This window comes from Streptomyces sp. WAC03905 (genome assembly GCF_057371075.1).
This window is the reverse complement of the sequence record NZ_JBXYDZ010000003.1, coordinates 1689495-1707962: the sequence shown is the minus strand read 5'-3', so window position 1 is coordinate 1707962 and position 18468 is coordinate 1689495. Positions and strand designations below refer to the sequence as shown.

Sequence of the window (18468 nt, the reverse complement as noted above, 5' to 3'; positions counted from 1 at the left end):
CATGGCCAGGATCGTCTGCGTCGCCGGGGCGCGCCCCAACTACATGAAGATCAAACCGGTGATGGACGCACTGGAGCGCCGCGGCGCCGAGGTGGTCCTCGTCCACACCGGACAGCACTACGACCCGTCCATGAACGACGTCTTCTTCCGCGACCTCGGCATCCGGCCGCCCGACCGGTACCTGGGCGCCGGGTCGGGCAGCCACGCCCAGCAGACCGGCCGGGTGATGGCCGCCTTCGAGCCCCTCGTCGAGGAACTGGCCCCCGACGCCGTCGTGGTCGTCGGGGACATCAACTCCACCCTCGCCTGCGCCCTGGTGACCGCGAAGGCCGGCCCGCTGCTGGCCCACGTGGAAGCGGGCCTGCGCAGCCGCGACTGGAGCATGCCCGAGGAGGTCAACCGGGTCGCCACCGACCGGGTCAGCGACTACCTGCTGGCCCCCTCGCCCGACGCCGCCGAGAACCTGCGCGCCGAGGGCTACCGCGAGGACCAGATCCACGTCGTCGGCAACGTCATGATCGACACCCTCCTCGCCAACCTCGACCGCGCCCGGCAGTCCGACGTCCTGGACCGCCACGGGCTCACCCGCGGCGGATACGGACTGGTCACGCTGCACCGGCCGGCCAATGTGGACGACCCGGGCGCGCTGCGGGGCCTGCTCAAGGCCCTCGGCGAGATCGCCGGACGCTGCCCGCTGCTGCTGCCCGTGCACCCGCGGGCCGCCGAGCGGCTGGCCGCGGTCGGCGTCCCCGACGGCATCCGGCTCGTGCCGGCCGCCGGGTACCTCGACTTCATCGCCCTGCAGGACTCCGCGCGCCTGGTGCTCACCGACTCCGGGGGCGTCCAGGAGGAGACCACCGCGCTGGGCGTGCCCTGCGTGACCCTGCGCGAGAACACCGAGCGTCCCGTCACCGTGTCGGAGGGCACCAACGTCCTGGCCGGCACCGATCCCGACCGGATCGTCGCCACCGTGGACCAGGTGCTCGACGATCCGCCCGCGCCGCGCTGCCCCGCCCTGTGGGACGGCCGCGCCAGCGAGCGCATCGCCGCCGTCCTCCTCGACGGCGGGACCGCCCGTACCCGGCCCAGACCCACCGACCTCGTGCCGGCCGCCGGGCACGGACCGCAGTAACCGGGAACATCCGCAACAAGGGGGAAGACCATGGACCTCGCCGAGATAGGGCGGGTCATGCGCAGGCGCTGGTACGTGCTGCTGCCCGGCCTGCTGCTGACAGCGGCACTGACCGCCGCCGTGCACCTGCTGATCCCGGTGGAGTACCGGTCCCAGAGCACCGTGACGCTGCTCAACTCGTCGAAGGCCACCGAGGCCTTCGACGGCAACCCCTTCCTCAGCACCCAGGCCTCGCTCACCGGCATGGCCGACGGCCTCGCCCGCAACCTCAACTCGGACGGCGCCAAAGCCGACCTGAAGGCCCTCGGCGTCACCGGCAGGCACGAGGTGAAGATCGCCGACAACGCCCAGGGCCCCTTCATGTGGCTGACCGTCACCGGCACCGACCCGGCCGCCGTCCTCGCGTCCGGTGAACTCCTCTCCTCCTACGCCGACAAGAGGCTCAAGGAGTTCCAGACCCAGCAGTCCGTCGCCCCCGAGGCCATGATCCGGATGGCGACGATCGTGCCCCCGCAGAAACCGGAGGCGCAGACCAAGACCAGGCTCCAGTACATCGTCATGGTCGGCGCGCTCGGCTTCGTCCTCAGCCTGGTCGCCACCTTCTTCGTGGAGGCCCGGCGGCGCACCCCGCGCGGCGAGGACCGCCCGGCCCCCGCCGGGAAGCCCGCGGCCGCGGCCGCGGCCGCCGCACCCGCCGCGACACCCGCCGCCGCGACACCCGCCGCCGCGGCACCCGCCGCGACCGACGAGACCATGGCCCTGCGCACGGTCGGCTCCGGCGGGGCGGGGTCACCGTGACCGACACCGGAACCAGCACGCAGACCACCCCGGCGGCGCCCTCGCTGGGAAGCAAGGTCGGCTCCGCCGCCAAGTGGAGCCTGATCAACACGGTCGTCATGCGACTCGGCAACTTCGCGACCGGCATCGTCCTCGCCCGCTACTTCCTCGGGCCCGAGGCCTGGGGCGTGTACGGCATGGCTCAGACCGTCCTGCTCGTCCTGCTTTCCGCGAACGAACTCGGCGTCTCCCTCGCCATCGTCCGCTGGGAGGGCGACCCGCGCCGCTTCGCCCCCACCGTCCTCACCCTCAGCGCCGCCTCCAGCTGCCTGCTGTACGCCGTACTGTTCGCGACCGCCCCGGCCGTCGCCGACGTCCTCGGCTCGCCCGAGGCGTCGGGGGTCCTGCGGGTCATGTGCCTGTGCGTGGTCCTCGACGGGCTGTCCCAGGTCCCCGCCGGCTTCCTCACCCGGGAATTCGCGCAGGGCCGGCGGATGGCAGTCGACGCGCTCAACTTCGTCCTCAGCACCGCCGTGACCCTGCTGCTGGCCGTCCAGGGCTGGGGCGCCATGAGCTTCGCCTGGGGATCCGTCGTCGGCAACGTCGCCGCCCTCATCGGCTGCTGCCTCGCCGCGCCCGGCACCCTGAAGTTCGGCTGGGACCGCGCACAGGCCCGCGCCCTGCTGACGTTCGGCCTGCCGCTGGCCGGAGCCAGCATGCTCGCCCTCGGCGTGGTCAACGTGGACACCATGGTCGTGGGTTCCACCCTGGACCCCCTCGCCCTCGGCTTCTACGTCCTCGCCTTCAACATCTCCGGCTGGCCCGTCCGCATCATCTCCGAAGCCGCCCGCCGCGTCTCCTTCGCGGGCTTCTCCCGGCTGGCCGGGTCACCGCAGGCGCTGGCCGCCGGCTTCGCCCGGGCCCTCGGCGTGGTGACGTCCGCCACCGTCCCGCTGTGCGTCCTGCTGGCCGCCCTCGCCGCACCCGTCATCGAACTCGTCTACGGCGCACGCTGGCTGCCCGCGGCCGGGGCCCTGCCCTGGCTGATGGCACTCGGCCTCGTCCGCATCGGCTGCGAACTCGCCTACGACTGCCTGGTGGCCGTCGGCCGCCGCCGTTCCCTCATCGGCGTCCAGGGCCTGTGGCTGCTCGTCCTGGTCCCCGCCCTCGTGATCGGCGCCCGCGGCGGCGGCATCGTCGGCGTGGCCCAGGGACACGTCGCCGTCGCCTGCGCCGTCGTGGTCCCGGTGTTCCTCCTCGCGCTGCACCGCGGCGGCATCCGCCTGGGCACCCTCGTACGGGCCTGCGCCTGGCCGCTGCTCGGCGGCGCCGTGATGGCCGCCGTGCTCGTCGTACTGGAACGCTCCCTCGGCGACTCGGTGCCCGCGCTCCTCGCGACCGCGACCGCCGGTACCGCGGCGTACGCCGCATGCCTCCTGCCCGCCCGAAAAACGCTCCGAGGATAGGCGACCGGCCATGTTACGGAACCGAAGGCGCCTCGTGGCGTGGCTGCTCGCCGGGGTGGTCCTGGCCGTCGTCCTCACCCTGTACGACGCCGACCGCACCGGGGTGAGCGACCCGAAGGCCGCCCCCTCCGCGACCCCGTCGGACACCGTCCCCGGTACACCGGCGCCCGCCACCGGCGGTGCGCCGAGCCCCTCCGCCACCACCTCCCCGGCCCCCTCGCCCGGAACGGGCGAAACGTCACCGGCCCCCTCCGCCACCGGCTGCACCACACCCGGAGCCTGCGGATACCCCGACGCCGACAGCACCGGCCCGCGCATCGCCCTGGAGCGCCACGACACGGGCAACATGTCCGTCAAGAAGAACGGCACCGTCATCAGGGGCTGGGACATCCGCGGCTCGCTCGACATCTACGCCGACGACGTCACGGTCATCGACAGCAGGATCACCTCCACCAACTGGTGGGGGATCAACCTGCGCCCCGGATTCAGCGGCCTCAAGGTGCTGCACACCACCATCACCGCCGTACCGGGCAAGGGCCCCGACAACGGCGGCGTCAACTACGCCGTCTCCAACATGGGCGGCAGCTCCATCGAGGTCGGCTGGTGCGACATCTCGGTGTTCGGCAACGCCCTGTCCATGGGCCAGGGCGACCTGCACGACAACTACGTGCACGACCTCGTCGCCTTCCGCAACCAGGGCGGCGAATGGCAGCACACCGACGCCGTCATCAGCGGCGGGGGCAACCGGGGCCGGCTGACCGTCCGGCACAACACCCTCCTCAACGCCACCCCCGTGGACAGGGGAGCCACCGCCGCCGTGGGCCTCTTCGCCGACACCGGGGTCGTCTCCTCCGTCGTCGTCGAGGACAACTGGCTGGCCGGCGGCGCGTACGCGCTCTACGGCGGCGGCCCCGGCGCCACCGGCATCCGGGTCACCGGCAACGTCTTCTCCACCCAGTACCACCCGGCCAGTGGCGCCTACGGCCCGGTCACCGCCTGGAACGCGGGCGGCGCCGGGAACGTGTGGAAGGACAACCGCATGTCCGACGGCCGCCCGGTGGAACCCGCCCCCTGACCATCCACCCACCACGGAGAATCCACGATGCGCCGTATCGCCCGGGCCCCCTGGGAACTGCTCAAGCGGGCCTTCGGCTGGCTGGTGCTCTTCGAGACCCGCAACAAGATCCTCCTCCTGCCCTCCGCGCTCCGGCTGCGACGCTTCGAGGAATCCGAGACCACCCGCCTCGCCGCCCTCCTGGGCCAGCCGCCGGCCGCCCGGGTCGCCACCGTGATCGCCACCCACCGGCGCCCGGACGCACTGCGCGCGGCCGTCCACTCCGCCCTGGCCCAGACCGTCACCGACCAGGTGGTCATCGTCGTCGACGACGGCGCGGGACTCCCCGAACTACCCCCGGATCCACGCCTGTTCGCCGTCTCCCTGGCCCGCAACACCGCGACCGCCGGGGTCGTGCGCAACGTCGGCATCCGGCTCACCCGCTCCCGGTACGTCGCCTTCCTCGACGACGACAACCTGTGGGAGCCCGACCACCTGGAACAGGCCCTCGCCGCACTCGACGCGGCCGGCGGGCCCGACGCCGTCTACACGGCGCTGCGCCGGATGCTGCCCGACGGCACCGAACACGACGTCCTGTCCGTGCCCTTCGACCGCCGCCGGGCCGCCCACGAGGCCTTCCTCGACACCAACGCCTTCGTCGCCCGACGCAGCCGTGCCCTGCACTTCAGCAGGCTGCGGCGCACCCCCGACGTGCTGCCCCGCGAGGACTGGGAACTCATCCGCCGCTACGCCCGCCGCCACGAGGTACGCCACCTCCCCCGCCCCACCGTCCGCTACCTGGTCAACCCCGCCAGCTTCTACACCACGTGGGACACCCGCGACCGTCCTTGAGGCCACCACCACGGCCGACGGCGGCCGCATCCTGTCAGGAGTGCCCCTTACCTGGAGAAACGGGTATGACGCCGGTCGTGCGGATGCCGTAGGTTCCTGCCTGGCCCGGCCATCGCGGCGCGCCCTTTCCCGTCCTTCACCCGTGGGGGTTCTTCAGCATGTGCGCAGCTCCGGCCGATTCGCCGGCCCCGTCCCCGGATGCGATACCCGTTGTCCAGGGCGTGCGGGTGGGTGCGGCCGTGGGCTTGGCCGTCGCGCTGACCGTGATGTGCGTGGTTTCCATCGGGTGCGGCGCATTCGCCGTGCATGCGGACTGGACGACGTGGGAGCTCATGGGCCGGCTTCTCTCCGACCCCGGTTCGGTCGGCGATGCCGACCTGGGACGCGGCGAGAGCCTGATTCTCCTGGCCGCCTCGGTCCAGTCCAAGGTCTTGATCGTCACGTGCGTCGTGTTCGTCGTCTGGTTCCACCGGGCGCGCGCGAACGCCCGGGTCTTCGCTTCGGGTTCGGACACGCCCTCATCCGGTGTGGCCGTTGGGGCCCGGTTCGTGCCGTTGGCCAAGCTCTGGCTGCCGTACCGGATCGCGGCGACCACCTGGGAGTCGAGCAGGCCGCTCAGGGCCGACGACGGCTACCGCGGCTTCCCGTCAACCCTGGTCAGTCTCTGGTGGGGCGCCTTCCTGACCGCCCGGGTCCTGGGGTGGTGCGGGGGCATGGCCTACCGCCTCGCCGAGAGCCCCGGCGCCGTTCGCTACACGGCCGCGGCCATGCTGGTGGGGGACGTCCTCGACATCGTGGCCGCCGTCCTCGCGCCGCTCTTCGCCCTCACGCTGACGGCCATGCAGCGCACCCGGTCCGCCCAGGGGCCCGTCGCCGCGGTCGTACGGCTCTGACGGCACGGGGTTGGGTACAACCGCCCGTGATGCTCGTCAGGGGGTGCCTGGGCGGGCGGGTGCGATCAGGGCGCGGGCGGCCGCCAGGCTGGCCGGGCGGCCCAGGGCCGCGCGGGAGGACTCCCGCAGCAGCACGGCCGCCCGGAAGGCGGTGGTGGCCGCCAGGCCGTGACGGCGCCGGTACAGCCGCACCCGGTTCACCGTCAGCAGCGCCCACAGCCGCGGCGACACCCGGGAGTCCCCGCCCAGGTGGGTGGCCGATGCCGACGGCTCCAGCCGGGTCACGAAGCCGAGGTCGCGGGCCCGCAGGCAGTACTCCGTCTCCTCCGAGTACAGGAAGAACGACTCGTCCCACGGCCCGCACACGGCCAGGCACTCCCCGGACAGGGCCATCAGGGCCCCCGTCGCCCAGTCCGCCACCGTCTCCCGCTCGTACGCCGCCCGGTCGGTGACCAGCTCGCTCCAGCGCGGGAAGCGCCCCGCCCGGCGGTTGCCGATCACCGCCTCGCCCAGCGCCCGGGTCACGCTCGACTCGCGCCGCAGCGACAGCAGGAGCGTCCGGCCGTCCTCCTCGTACAGCAGCGGAACGCTGATCCCGACCCGCCCGCCACCCGGCTGCGGGGCGCCGAGCGCGTCGACGAGCACCTTCGCGCAGCCGCGCCGCATCCGGACGTCCGGATTGCACACCACGGCCGCCCGGAAGCCGCCCTCCCATCCGGCGGCGGCCGCCAGCGCGGCGTTCACCCCGGCCGCGTACCCGGCGTTGCGGCCGGTCCGGACGACCGTCGCGTCCGGGGCCAGCGCACGGACGACCTCCACCGTGTCGTCGGCGGAGTCGTTGTCGGCGACGACGAGACGCCAGTCGAGCCCCGCCATGCCCTCCGGCAGCGAGGCGAGGAACTCCGGCAGGACCTGCGCACTGTTCCAGGTGACGACGAGGACCGCTACCGGACCGGAGCCGGAGCCGACGAGGGACTCGGCAGACGCTGATCGTGCTGACCGGCGGGAAGACATGGGAACTCCACGGATCGGGGCTTCGGCGCAGCGCGCCGGATGAAGCCGAGGTAACTGCCTCCGGCGGCGATCGTCAGGAAGAACATCCCGGCGAACATCGGGAAGCTGAGTGCGTCGAACGTGGCGCTGACGACCAGGGCGACGACGGCGGACGCAAAGAACGCCTGCCCCAGCTCCCGGTCGGACTCGCCGACGGCCAGCCGGCGGATCGCCCCGCCCTGGTGGATGCCGGTGAGGAAGAGGAAGAGCAGCGAGAGCAGCCCCACCAGCCCCGTCTCGGCGAGGGTCAGCATGTACTGGTTGTCGGTGAAGAAGTAGAGCTCGGGAATGAAGGTGCCCAGACCCCGCCCGAACAGGGGACGCTCGTCCAGGTAGGGGACGATCGCGCTGTACTTGACCGTACGGGCCTGGGTACTGCTGTCGGAGTTCGACAGGAAGGACGCGAACAGCGCCGTGATCGTGCCGATCAGCCCCGGAATGATCACCTTGAAACAGGCGACCGCACCCACCAGCACACCGATCGCGGTCCACCGCCGCTGCGGCTTCCACCGCGGCACCATCACCAGGACCACGATCAGCGCCCCGATGATCGAGGTGCGCGACACCGTCAGCGGCAGCGCCCCGCCCATCAGCGCCACCGGCGCCCAGCGGCGCCAGGCCTTCAGATGGCGCCGCACCGGATCGAAGGCCTGCTGCACGGCGAAGGGCAGCAGCAGCGCCAGCATCCCGCCGAACTCCAGCGGCTGCGCCGTCGTGGACCGCGGCCGGGTGAACGCCCCGCGGTCCAGGGTCGTGATCTGGGGAACGCCCGACGTCAGCCCCGGGATGCTGATGCTGTCGGCGATGTTGGTCGCGGTGAAGAAGTCGTAGAAGCCGACGGCCGCCACGATCGCCCCCATCACCACGGCCCGGCGCATCAGCACGTCCAGGCGCTTGCGGTCCTGGATCCCGGCCGAGACCAGCACGACCAGCGACACCCACACCAGCAGGGCGATCAGGCCGCGGTCCGCGCCGAGCAGCTCCTTGCGCACGCTCCCGCGGCCCGCGTTCGCGATGTAGGAGGCCAGCACCGACACGGCCAGCAGCCACATCGCCACCCGCGGCAGCCGGGTACCGGCCGCCGGGCGGATCCGGCCGGCGAGCCACGTCGCCAGATACCAGAAGAGGGCCAGCAGGGCGAAGACGTTGGCCGGGGTCCCCACCCCGCCGAGGCCCGGCAGCGTCAGGTTCGACGGGATGAAGAAGGCCAGCGCCAGGTATCCGGTCAGCAGGGCGGTGGCGTCGACGTGGCGCCCCCGCGACCTGCGGCGGGCGGCACGACCCGGCGGGCGGGGGGACCCGGCCGCCCCGGCCGTCCTCTCCCGCCGCCGCCGGCGGGCCGCGAGCAGCGCGTCCGCCACGAAGGAGAGCACGAACCCGGCGGCGACACCGAGGATGAGGACCCCCAGCACCTGCTGGTAGCGGCTCTTGAGCTGCGGGACCGGGGTCTGCGGCAGCACCACCGGCGCGGTCTGCACCATGTAGGCGGGCTGTACCTTGGCCGCCGCCTGGAGCGCGTTGAGCTGCTCCCCGGCGAACCCCGTCAGGATGTTCGTCTCCTCCAGCACCCTCTCCCGGTCGGTGCCCGTGACCGTCAGCGTCAGCAGCGGCCCGGAGGTGTTCGCGGCGAACCCGACGGTGTAGGGGTCCGTCACGCCCAGGCTGTGCAGCTCACGGGCCGCGTCCGCCCCCGACAGCGTCCTGATCAGCACGTCCGCGGTCACCACCAGGGCGCCGCCCGCGTTGGAGATGGGATTGCCGAAGGCGGGCGGCAGCTTGGCCGCCGCCGAGGAGTCCAGCAGCGCCACCGAGCTCTGCGACTGGTACGCCACCGGCACCGACCGGTACAGGTGCAGCGCCGCCAGCACGCTGAGCACGACCGCCGGCACGATCACGTACCACCGGCGGCGCAGTACCGCGCCCAGTTCCCGAATGCTCACGAACACCCCTGCCGGGTAACGGATTTGATGGCGGACCTACCCGGGTCCTGCAAAGATCGGACATGAAGGAAGGGATCCCCGTGTCGCCTGGTGAGTTGGTCCGAGCGCTGCGCCGGCGCTGGTACGTCCTGGTCGTGGCGGCGCTGCTCGCGGCCGGCGGAGCGGCGGCGGTGCTGAGCCCCCGGCCGGTCCACCTCAGCTCCGCGATCGTGGTCCTCAAGCCGCCGGTGACCAGCCGGCAGCCCAACCAGCTCGCGAACCTCCAGCCGCCGCTCGCCGCCGTCTCCTACGCCGTGGTGCAGCAGTTGGAATCGCCCGCGGGAGCCGCCGAGCTCAAGGCCGGGGGAGTCGCCGGCACCTACCGGATGACACCGCGCAACAGCGGCACCAGCGTCACCCCGCGCCACCTGATCCCCTCGCTGCAGGTCCAGGTGGAGCACGCCGACCCCGATGTGGCCGACGCCTCCGTACGGAAGATCATCGAGGTCTACTCCCGGCACCTGACCGACCTCCAGACGCAGCAGGGCATCCCGGAAGCGGCCCGCATGAGCGTGGACCTGCTGGTGCAGCCGCACGCCGCCGCGCGGACCGGCGACCGCATGCGGTCGCTGGCCGGAGTGGCCCTGCTGGCCCCGGTCGCCGGGGTGGCCGTCACCCTGTGGACCGACCGGCTCCTGACACGCCGGAACCGGCGCCGGCGCGAGAGCGCCGACGCCGGTCCGCAGGACCCGCCGGTGGAACCGGTGGAGTCGGGACATCAGATGCCCCGGCGCTTCCAGGAACGCCACCACAGCCACTCGCGCCCCCGGTCGGCGACCGCCGACAGCACCAGCGGCTGAAGGTAGGGCATCACGCGCGCACCGATCCGACGGCGCCTGAGCAGCGCCCGGTACTCGCCCAGCGACGTGTAGCCGTCGGGCAGGCACTCGGCGGCGAACTCCACGAGCTCGTCGACCGGCACCACCGCGGTTCGCCCCCGGTCGTAGGCCCGGTAGGCGCGCCGCAGCGCGTACCGGGCCAGCCGGGTGCGCGCCGCCAGAGCCAGCCGGTCGGACCCCGGAAGCAGGTCGCCGCACTTGACGAGCACCGAGTCGAAGGCGACCAGGCGCTGGCGCAGGTCGTCGAGCTGCCCGCCGAAGTCCGTGGTGGACATGTTGTCACCGTGGACGCGGTAGAAGGCCTGGTCGGCCCCCTGTACGTAGCCGACGTCGGCGTGCGCCGCGAGCCGCATCCACATCTCGATGTCACCGGCGTGCGGCAGCTCCGGATCGTAGCCCCCGACCTTGCGCTGGAGACTGGTGCGGACGACCACCTCGGGCGAGGTGATGCAGCCGGTGCCCTCCCGGAACCGCCGGTCCAGCCACCACCGCCCCGGATACACCACCGACCCGGTGGACCGGGTACGGGCCGCCGGCAGCGGACCGCCGTGCCGGAAGCGCAGCGGTCTGCCGTACGCGAAGCCCGCTTCCGGATGGGCGTCGAGCAGGGCCGCCGCGCGCACCAGGGCCCCCGGGACCAGCCGGTCGTCGGCCGAGAGCAGGGCGACGTAGTCCCCGTCGGCCCACTCCAGCAGACCCTCGTTGTACGTCGCGATGTGGCCCTGGTTGCGCTCGTGGACCCGTACCTCGATCCGCGAGTCGGCGGCCGCCAGCGCCCGCGCCACGTCCGCCGAGTCGTCGGGCGAGGCGTCGTCGATGATCAGTACCCGGACGTCGACGCCCTCCTGCTCGTCCAGGACGCTCTTGACGCAGTCGGCCAGGAAGTGGCCGTACTTGTAGCAGGGGATCACCACGCTGACCGTGCTCACTGGCCGGACACCTCCGTGGAGCCGTCCGTCGACTGGAGGGAGTTCGGCAGGGTGGTGGTGAAGACCGGGCCCACCCAGTAGTTCACCGAACCGTAGGTGTTCGACGGGAAGACCGTGGCGGACCCGTACTTGTAGAGCCCGTTGCCGTTCCCGGGCGCGTCGGCCGGGGCCACGAGCGGGTAGGAGCGGTGGGCGCCGGAGAAGTAGCCGCCGTCGACCGAGTAGTTGCCGTTCGGCGCGTGGTAGGAGGCCACGTACGTGGTGCCGGCCGTGATCGGCACGGGCGTCGCGAACTGCAGCTGCTGCCAGCCGGTCAAGGTCTCGCTGCCGAAGGTGCCGGTGGCCAGCAGGGTGCCGGAGGCGGACCACAGGCTGCCCGTGTGGGTGCCGGTGTTGCCGGGGCCCTTGTAGAAGGTGACGCCGGTGATGTAGCCGTTCACCGCCGACTGGAAGCGGGTGCCCAGCTCCACCGAGTTGGCGTCGTCGCCCACGTTGGCGGTGCTCGGCGTCGCCGTGCCGTTCCACAGGGTGCACGGGCAGTTCACCACCGGAGGGTTCGCGCTGGTCGTGAAGTTCCACGAGACCGGCGCCGTCATGGCGTTGCCCCACAGGTCGGACACCTGGACGGACGCCGTGTACGTGGTGTTCAGGGCCAGTTCGGAGGAGGGGGTGAAGGTCGCGCTGTTCGAGGCGCCGAGCACCTTGGTGCCCGGGACGGTGGCGCCGCCCGCGTCCTTCACGGTGAAGGTGAGCGTCTCCGCGTCGACGGCCGTGCTGAAGGTGGCCGTCACCGCCGCCGTGATCTGGGTGCCGGTCGCGGCCGACTGCGGCGAGGTGCCCGTGACGGTGGGCGGGGTCGTGCTGGCGCCGGAGGTGTCCAGCACCGCGTCCACCCAGTAGTTGCTGCCGGTGGCGGCCTTGTTCGGGAACCCGCCCGTGCCGCTGTAGCGGTAGACGCCGTTGCCGCCGTCGGTTCCGTTCTTCAGGGCCGTGAGGGGGGCCAGGCCCGCGTCGGCCGAGGCGAAGGTGTTGTCGAAGGAGTAGCCGCCGTTCGGCGCGAAGTAGGAGGCGATGTAGGTGGTGTTGGGCTTGACCGGCACCGGGCTGGAGAAGTTCAGCTGCTGCCAGCCGGACGCCGTCTCGTTGGTGAAGGTGCCGGTGGCCAGGCGCTGGCCGGTGCTGCTCCACAGGCTGCCGGTGTGGGTCCCGGTGTTGGCCGGGGACTTGTAGAACCGGACGCCGGTGATGGAACCGGCCACCGAGGAGCGGATCTTCACCCCGAGTTCCACGGCGCTGCCGTCACCGGCGTTGACGGTGCCGGGCACGGCCGCGGCCGGCCACACGGTGCAGGGGCACTGCTGGGGACCGACGGTCAGCGGGACCGTGGTGGTCGCGCCGATGTTGACGCTGTCGTCGACCGCCCGCACCTTGATCTGCACGGGGCCCGGGGCGGTCGGCGTCCAGGTGTGGCTCCAGTTCGCCAGGCCGGTGGTCGCCTTCCAGGTGGTGCCGCCGTCGGTGGACACCTCGACCCGGGCCACCACGCCGCCACCGGTGTCGGTCGCCGTACCGGTGACGGTCACCGGCCTCAGGGCCGGCACGGTGGCGTTCGCCGCCGGGCTGGCCACGGTGATGGCGGGGCCCACCGTGTCGGTGGAGGCGGTCGAGGCCACCAGGTCGCTCTGCAGGGACTTGGGCTGGACGCCCATGTCGGCGAACACGTTCACCGTGGCCTGCTGCATCCGCTTGTCGGCGGTGACCACGGTGTCGTCCGGGTTGGAGGTGGGCATGTTGGTCAGCCCCCAGGACCACTGCACCGTGCCCGCGCCGAAGACCAGCGCGTGCGAGGTCTGGTCGCGGAAGGCCACCAGGCTGTGCGTCGCGGTGCCGTTGCCGTAGGTGTTGCCGTAGTCCTTCAGGAGCTTGCCGTCGTCGATGTCGACCGTCGTGGACGACATCTGGATCTGTCCGGCCGGACGGCTGGCGTTCTCCACGTCGCTGTCCCACTCGTAGCCGAGCGTGCCCTGCGGGAACGTGGCGGTCTGCGAGGGGGTGAGGTTCGCGACGGAGGTGTTGCGCCACAGGCGCTGCTTGGCGAACGTGCCCGGCACGGTGATCGCGTCGCTGCGGTAGCCGTTGACGCTGAACATCGAGCCCGTCAGCTGGTTCTGCGGCTGGAAGGGCCGGCCGTTCGCGGCGCTGGCCGGGTCCATGAAGGTGCCCGTCCAGATGCCGCTCGGGTCGGGGATGCCGTTGGGCTGCGGGAAGGACAGTTTGGTCTCCTTGTACGAGACCAGCGTCCGGTTGGCCGTGTTCGTGCCGTCGATGCTCGGGGCGAGCCGGGTCTTCCAGAAGATCTCGTTGCCCGCGAAGTACGTCTGGTGCTGTCCGGCGCGGCGCGCGCTGAGGGCGTTGGTGAACTGGTCCTGCGTCCAGTACTCGTCGTGCCCGGAGGACATGAAGACCTTGTGGTTGGGCAGCAGGGTCGCGCCGCGCACCGACATGTCGATCCCGGACATGTAGCTCACGTCGTAGCCGTTGCGCTCCAGCCACGCCACCATCTGGAACTCGGAACCGTAGATCCCGTTGTCCCCGCCGATGTCCATGGGCCGGTTGTAACTGACCTCGTAGGCCCGCCCGTCGGGCGCGGGACCGCCGCCGTCGTAGAGGTCCTGGCCGCCGTAGTTGTTGTACGCCTGCCAGGTCTGGTCACTGGTCTGCACGACGATGTCGGAGTGGCTGGAGTCCTTGCGGACGACGAACGGGTAGGGCATCACGCCGTTGCCGTCCGCCTGGTCGAAGTTGGCGACGTAGAGGCCGGAGACGGCGTCGGCCGGCACGGTCCACGTCGCGGTGGTGGGCCAGTTGCCGCAGTCGACCAGGCCGGTGGCGGCCTTGGTGGCGCAGGCGGCCGGGTTCCCGCCGGGCGCGAAGTTCGCCGGGTAGGTCTGCGCGGCCTGCGCCGCGGTCGACATCAGCCGGGCTCCGGTGCCCCCGTAGTGGCCCAGGCGGTACACCGAGACCCTGTACGGCGTCGGCGACTGGATCTTGAACTGCAGGGTTTCGCCGGCCTGGACGCTCGTCCGGTCGGGGAAGCCCTTGATGTCGCCGTAGGCGCTCGGCGCGAACCACTCCTCCATCGGGGTGCCCGGCTTGGAGTTCTCGCAGACGATCGCGTTCGTCGCGGGTCCGCAGGGATCGGCGGCCGCGGCCACGGAGGCCGGCGGCAGGACCGTGGCCATCAGGGCCGCCACCACGGTGAAGAGACCGTAACGGAGCAACTGTGTCCGTTTGTTCATCTGGACCTCATTGTTTACGTCAGCACGTGGACAGCACGTGGTCAGCGCAGGGCACCGGAGAGCGCGTCCACGACCCGCTGCTGCTGGGCGGCGGTGATCTGCGGGAAGAGGGGGAGGGAGAGCATCAGGTCCGCGGCCCGCTCGGCGTGGGGGAAGGCCCCGCGCCCGTGACCGAGGTGGGCGAAGGCCGGGGTGAGGTGCACCGGGGACGGGTAGTGCACGCCCGCGCCGATCCCCTCGGCGTTGAGCTTGCCGACCACGGTGTCGCGGTCGGCTCCCGGGACCCGTACGACGTACAGGTGCCAGACGTGGACGTTGCCCTCCGCGGTGACCGGCAGGGTGACCCGGCCTGCCTCGGCGAGGTCGCCCAGCAGCCCGTCGTAGCGGGTGGCGGCGGCCCGGCGGGCCGCGTTCCCCTCCGCCAGCCGGGCCAGCTTGGCCCGCAGGACCACGGCCTGCAGACCGTCCAGCCGGCTGTTGAAACCGGCCACGTCGTGGCGGTACTTGGCGACGCCGCCGTGGTTGGCGAGCGCCCGGACCAGGTCGGCGCTCTCCTGGTCGTCGGTCACCACCGCGCCCGCGTCCCCGTACGCCCCCAGGTTCTTGCCCGGGTAGAAGCTGGTCGCGGCGATCCCCCCGCTGCCGGGGGAGCGGCCGTCCCGGGTCGCGCCCTGGCTCTGCGCCGCGTCCTCGACGACCTTCACGTGTCCCGGGAGCCGGGCCGCCAGTTCCGCGGCGGCCGCGCACTGCCCGTACAGGTGGACGGGAACCACGGCGCGGGTGGCCGGACCGACCGCGTCCAGCGCGGCCTGCGGGTCCATCAGCAGGGTGTCGGGCAGGCAGTCGACCAGCACCGGCCGGGCGCCGATCCGGGCGACGGCGCCCGCGGTCGCGATGAACGTGTTGGCCGGCAGCACCACCTCGTCGCCCACGCCCACCCCGCTCGCGCGCAGCGCCAGTTCGACGGCGTCGGTGCCGTTGGCGACCCCCACGCAGTGCCGGACCCCGGCGAACGCGGCGTACTCGCCCTCGAAGGCGCTGACCTCGGCGCCCCCGATGAAGGCGGTGTCGGCGAGCACCCGGTCGAAGCCGGCCCGTAACTCCTCGGCGACCTCGGCGTGCGCGGCCTTCAGGTCGACGAGCGGTATCTGGTTCATACGACGGGACTCTCCATCCGTGTCTGGGGCCGCGGGCCGTCCGGGCCGGTGCCGTCCTGCGTGCCGTACGCCGCCGCCCGGTCGGGCAGCGGCGGTTCCTCGGCGGGTCCTTCCGCGGCCGGCCCGCCGGGGTGTCCCGCCGGACGGGCCAGTTCGGCGAGGGCCGCGGCCCCCGCGGGCCGCAGGGGGCGGGCCGGACTGCCGGCCCACACCTCCCCGGCGGGTACGTCCGCGAGGACGGTGCTGCCCATGCCGGTCAGCGACCAGGCGCCGATCGCGGCGTACTCCCGCACCAGCGCCCCCGCCCCCACGTACGCGCCGCACCCCACCCGCACCCCGCCGCCCAGGCGGACGCCCGAGGCGAGCGTGGCGAAGTCCTCGACCGTGTCGTCGTGCGTGAGGACCACCTGCGGCATGACCGCCACGTGGGACCCGACCCGGACGGCGGCCGTCAGTGCGCAGTGCGCGAGCAGGACCGAGCCCGCGCCGATCACCGAGGAACCCGACACCGCCGCCGTGGGGTGCACCACCGTCGCGTACCGCTCCGCCGGCAGGGCCAGGCGGCGCACCAGACGGGCTCTGACGGCCTGGTCGCGCGGACTGCCCACGCACACCACCACCCGGGCGGCCGGCAGCTCGTGGACCAGCTCGCAGCCGCCCAGCACCGGGACCCCGTCGACCACCCGGCCGTGCAGCGCCGGATCGTCGTCGAGGTGGCCCGCCGCCCGCCAGCGCGGCGGGCGCCCGCGTGCCGCGTCGGCCGCGGCCACGTCCCGTACCGCTTGCGCGGTCTCCCGCGCGAACCCGCCCGCGCCGACGATCAGCAGGTCCTCGGTGACCTGAGCGCTCATCCGCCCGCCCGATCCCGCAGCACGGCCACCACCCGGTCCTGCTGGGCGTCGGTCATGGTGTGGAACAGCGGCAGGATCAGCGAGTCGCGGCTGATCCGCTCGGTCACCGGCAGCGCGCCCGCGCCGTGCCCCGCGTACGCCGGCTCCAGGTGCGAGGCCATGATCCCGCGCCGGGCCGAGACGCCGGCCTGCGAGAGCACCGCGAGCAGCTCGTCCCGGCCCACGGGGAAGTCCTCGGCCAGCAGCACCCAGTACGACTGGAAGTTGCCCTGGCCGTGGGCCGGATCGCGGACCGGGCGCACGCCCGGGACCTCCCGCAGCAGGTCCGCGTACCGGGCGGCGAGCGCCCGCCGCCGGGCCACGATCTCGTCCAGCCGGCCGAGCTGCACCAGGCCGACCGCGGCCTGGATGTCGGTCATCCGGTAGTTGTAGCCGACCTCCAGATAGCTCTCCACGATCGGCTTGCTGCTCGCGTGGCGCTGCGCGGCGGACACGTTCATGCCGTGCTCGCGCAGCCGGCGCAGCCGCTCCGCCCACTGCGCGTCGTCCGTCGTGACCATGCCGCCCTCGCCGGTGGTGATCACCTTGCGGGGGTGGAAGGACCAGGCGGCCAGGAGCGCCCCGTGGCCGACGGACTTGCCCCCGACCGTCGCGCCGATGCCGCAGGCGGCGTCCTCCACCAGCGCGACGTCCCACTCGGCGCACGCCGCGCGCAGGGCGTGCACGTCCGCGGGCACCCCGCCCTGGTGGACGGCGAGCACCGCCCTCGTACGGGGGGTGCGGACCGCGTCGACGGTGGCCGGGGTCAGGTTGCCGGTGGCCTCCTCGACATCGGCGAACACCGGCCGCGCGCCCACGTAGCGCACGGCGTTGGCGGTGGCGATGAACGACAGGGACGGGACGACCACCTCGTCCCCCGGGCCGAGGTCCAGCGCGACGAGGGCCAGGTGCAGGGCGGTGGTGCACGAGCTGACGGCGATCCCGTGCTCGGCGCCCACCCGCTCCGCGAAGGCCCGCTCGAAGGCGGCGACCCGCGGGCCCTGCGCGACCCAGCCCGAGAGCACCGCGTCGGCCGCGGCCTTCGCCTCCTCCTCACCCAGCCAGGGCACCATCACCGGGATCCGGGCCGGCGCGGTGCCGGGTGCGGCGTTCGGGTCGGCGGCGGTCACCGGCCCGCCCCCGCGGCCGCGTCGGCGGCGCGTTCGGCCCGCCACCACTCCACCAGGTCCCGCAGACCCGTGCGCAGGTCGATCCCGGCGGTGAAGCCGAGCCGCTCCGAGGCCCGTGCGGTGTCCGCCAGGCGGCGGGTCACGCCGTTCACGGCGCGGGCCGGGCCGTGCTCGGGCACCGTCCCGTCCGCGCCCATGGCCTCCAGCAGGCCGTTCGCCAGCTCCAGCAGGCTCGTCTCGGTCCCGCTCGCGACGTTGAACACCTCGTCGGTCACGTCCGATTCGGCAGCCAGCAGGTTGGCGCGCGCGATGTCCCGCACGTCGACGAAGTCCATGGTCTGCAGGCCGTCGCCCAGGATCAGCGGCGGCTCGCCCGAGGCGATGCGCTCCATCCAGCGGATGAGCACCTCGGTGTAGAGGCCGTGGATGTCCATCCGCGGCCCGTAGACGTTGAAGTAGCGCAGGGCGACGTAGTCCAGCCCGTACATCGAGTGGAAGCTGCGCAGCATCCCCTCGTTGAAGGCCTTCGCCGCGCCGTAGAACGTGTCGTTGTTGTACGGGTGGTGGCGCTCGGTCGTCGGGAACTGCTCGGCCAGCCCGTAGACCGAGGCCGAGGACGAGGCGATCACCTTGCCCACGCCCGCGGCGGCCGCCGCCTCCAGCACGTTGAACGTGCCGTCCACCATCACCTCGTTCGCCAGCCGCGGCTCCTCCGCGCACTGGGTGATCCGGATGGCCGCCAGGTGGAAGACCAGGTCGGCGCCCTCCGTCACCTTGCGCACCGCCGCCACGTCGCGGATGTCGCCCTCGACGACCTCGACGACGCCGCTCGGCAGGGCGCGGGCCAGGTTGGCGGTCCGCCCCCGCACGAAGTTGTCGAGCACCACGATCTCGCGGGCCCCGTTGTCCACCAGTTGGTCCACCACGTGCGAGCCGATGGTGCCCGCCCCGCCGGTGACCAGAATCCTCTTGCCTCGTACGCTGCTGCTCAACGCCCTGCTCCCACTGAATAGGTCGT

General features: G+C 72.8%; 15 protein-coding genes. 7 read left to right on the top strand and 8 right to left on the bottom strand.

From position 1 onward, the window contains the following. Position 1: 1 nt before the first annotated feature. From wecB to AC2RP6_RS10345, 6 genes are all read left to right on the top strand, one after another. Positions 2-1132, top strand: a complete 1131-nt coding sequence (wecB, locus tag AC2RP6_RS10370; RefSeq protein WP_486445960.1) for a non-hydrolyzing UDP-N-acetylglucosamine 2-epimerase — start codon at positions 2-4, stop codon at positions 1130-1132. Between the two features lie 30 nt (positions 1133-1162). After that, on the top strand, positions 1163-1930 hold the full coding sequence (locus tag AC2RP6_RS10365; protein ID WP_486445959.1) for a YveK family protein: 768 nt from the start codon (positions 1163-1165) through the stop codon (positions 1928-1930). Then, positions 1927-3375 (top strand): oligosaccharide flippase family protein, encoded by a 1449-nt coding sequence (locus tag AC2RP6_RS10360; RefSeq protein ID WP_486445958.1) that lies wholly within the window; start codon positions 1927-1929, stop codon positions 3373-3375. Before AC2RP6_RS10365 ends, AC2RP6_RS10360 begins: the two co-directional genes overlap by 4 nt. Before the next feature lie 10 nt (positions 3376-3385). Next, positions 3386-4450 carry a hypothetical protein gene (locus tag AC2RP6_RS10355; RefSeq protein WP_486445957.1) on the top strand — a complete coding sequence of 355 codons (1065 nt, stop codon included), beginning with the start codon at positions 3386-3388 and terminating at the stop codon, positions 4448-4450. 27 nt (positions 4451-4477) lie between these two features. Further along, positions 4478-5281 (top strand): glycosyltransferase family 2 protein, encoded by an 804-nt coding sequence (locus AC2RP6_RS10350; RefSeq protein WP_486445956.1) that lies wholly within the window; start codon positions 4478-4480, stop codon positions 5279-5281. A 272-nt stretch (positions 5282-5553) separates the two neighbouring features. Then, positions 5554-6174, top strand: coding sequence for a DUF4328 domain-containing protein (locus AC2RP6_RS10345; protein WP_486445955.1), 621 nt, complete (start codon positions 5554-5556; stop codon positions 6172-6174). Between the two features lie 36 nt (positions 6175-6210). On the opposite strand, the gene AC2RP6_RS10340 is transcribed toward AC2RP6_RS10345, so the two are convergent. Then, positions 6211-7188 (bottom strand): glycosyltransferase family 2 protein, encoded by a 978-nt coding sequence (locus AC2RP6_RS10340; protein ID WP_486445954.1) that lies wholly within the window; start codon positions 7186-7188, stop codon positions 6211-6213. After that, complete coding sequence (locus AC2RP6_RS10335) at positions 7119-9167, bottom strand: O-antigen ligase family protein (RefSeq protein WP_486445953.1); 2049 nt, start codon at positions 9165-9167, stop codon at positions 7119-7121. Before AC2RP6_RS10335 ends, AC2RP6_RS10340 begins: the two co-directional genes overlap by 70 nt. A 62-nt stretch (positions 9168-9229) precedes the next feature. Here AC2RP6_RS10335 and AC2RP6_RS10330 point away from each other — a divergent pair, with 62 nt between their 5' ends. Then, positions 9230-10006, top strand: coding sequence for a hypothetical protein (locus AC2RP6_RS10330; protein ID WP_486445952.1), 777 nt, complete (start codon positions 9230-9232; stop codon positions 10004-10006). Here the strand turns inward: AC2RP6_RS10330 and AC2RP6_RS10325 are convergent. From AC2RP6_RS10325 to AC2RP6_RS10300, 6 genes are read right to left on the bottom strand one after another with little or no spacing between them, the layout of a single operon-like run. Continuing rightward, positions 9925-10974, bottom strand: coding sequence for a glycosyltransferase (locus AC2RP6_RS10325; RefSeq protein WP_486445951.1), 1050 nt, complete (start codon positions 10972-10974; stop codon positions 9925-9927). The genes AC2RP6_RS10330 and AC2RP6_RS10325 overlap by 82 nt on opposite strands. Then, positions 10971-14273 carry a DUF4082 domain-containing protein gene (locus AC2RP6_RS10320; protein WP_486445950.1) on the bottom strand — a complete coding sequence of 1101 codons (3303 nt, stop codon included), beginning with the start codon at positions 14271-14273 and terminating at the stop codon, positions 10971-10973. The genes AC2RP6_RS10325 and AC2RP6_RS10320 overlap by 4 nt, the downstream gene beginning before the upstream one ends. A 41-nt stretch (positions 14274-14314) precedes the next feature. After that, positions 14315-15430, bottom strand: coding sequence for a DegT/DnrJ/EryC1/StrS family aminotransferase (locus tag AC2RP6_RS10315; RefSeq protein WP_486445949.1), 1116 nt, complete (start codon positions 15428-15430; stop codon positions 14315-14317). Beyond that, entirely contained in the window at positions 15427-16281 is an 855-nt protein-coding gene (locus AC2RP6_RS10310; RefSeq protein WP_486445948.1) for an acetyltransferase, read from the bottom strand. The genes AC2RP6_RS10315 and AC2RP6_RS10310 overlap by 4 nt, the downstream gene beginning before the upstream one ends. Continuing rightward, on the bottom strand, positions 16278-17450 hold the full coding sequence (locus AC2RP6_RS10305) for a DegT/DnrJ/EryC1/StrS family aminotransferase (RefSeq protein ID WP_486445947.1): 1173 nt from the start codon (positions 17448-17450) through the stop codon (positions 16278-16280). The genes AC2RP6_RS10310 and AC2RP6_RS10305 overlap by 4 nt, the downstream gene beginning before the upstream one ends. Further along, positions 17447-18442, bottom strand: a complete 996-nt coding sequence (locus AC2RP6_RS10300; RefSeq protein WP_486445946.1) for an SDR family NAD(P)-dependent oxidoreductase — start codon at positions 18440-18442, stop codon at positions 17447-17449. The genes AC2RP6_RS10305 and AC2RP6_RS10300 overlap by 4 nt, the downstream gene beginning before the upstream one ends. Positions 18443-18468 lie beyond the last annotated feature (26 nt).

What these genes read in the sequence shown, in the direction of transcription:
- AC2RP6_RS10340 (WP_486445954.1), bottom strand. Translation starts at nt 7,188, where the DNA reads ATGTCTTCCCGCCGGTCAGCACGATCAGCGTCTGCCGAGTCCCTCGTC.
- AC2RP6_RS10350 (WP_486445956.1), top strand. Translation starts at nt 4,478, where the DNA reads ATGCGCCGTATCGCCCGGGCCCCCTGGGAACTGCTCAAGCGGGCCTTC.
- AC2RP6_RS10315 (WP_486445949.1), bottom strand. Translation starts at nt 15,430, where the DNA reads ATGAACCAGATACCGCTCGTCGACCTGAAGGCCGCGCACGCCGAGGTC.
- wecB (WP_486445960.1), top strand. Translation starts at nt 2, where the DNA reads ATGGCCAGGATCGTCTGCGTCGCCGGGGCGCGCCCCAACTACATGAAG.
- AC2RP6_RS10320 (WP_486445950.1), bottom strand. Translation starts at nt 14,273, where the DNA reads ATGAACAAACGGACACAGTTGCTCCGTTACGGTCTCTTCACCGTGGTG.
- AC2RP6_RS10365 (WP_486445959.1), top strand. Translation starts at nt 1,163, where the DNA reads ATGGACCTCGCCGAGATAGGGCGGGTCATGCGCAGGCGCTGGTACGTG.
- AC2RP6_RS10355 (WP_486445957.1), top strand. Translation starts at nt 3,386, where the DNA reads ATGTTACGGAACCGAAGGCGCCTCGTGGCGTGGCTGCTCGCCGGGGTG.
- AC2RP6_RS10310 (WP_486445948.1), bottom strand. Translation starts at nt 16,281, where the DNA reads ATGAGCGCTCAGGTCACCGAGGACCTGCTGATCGTCGGCGCGGGCGGG.
- AC2RP6_RS10330 (WP_486445952.1), top strand. Translation starts at nt 9,230, where the DNA reads ATGAAGGAAGGGATCCCCGTGTCGCCTGGTGAGTTGGTCCGAGCGCTG.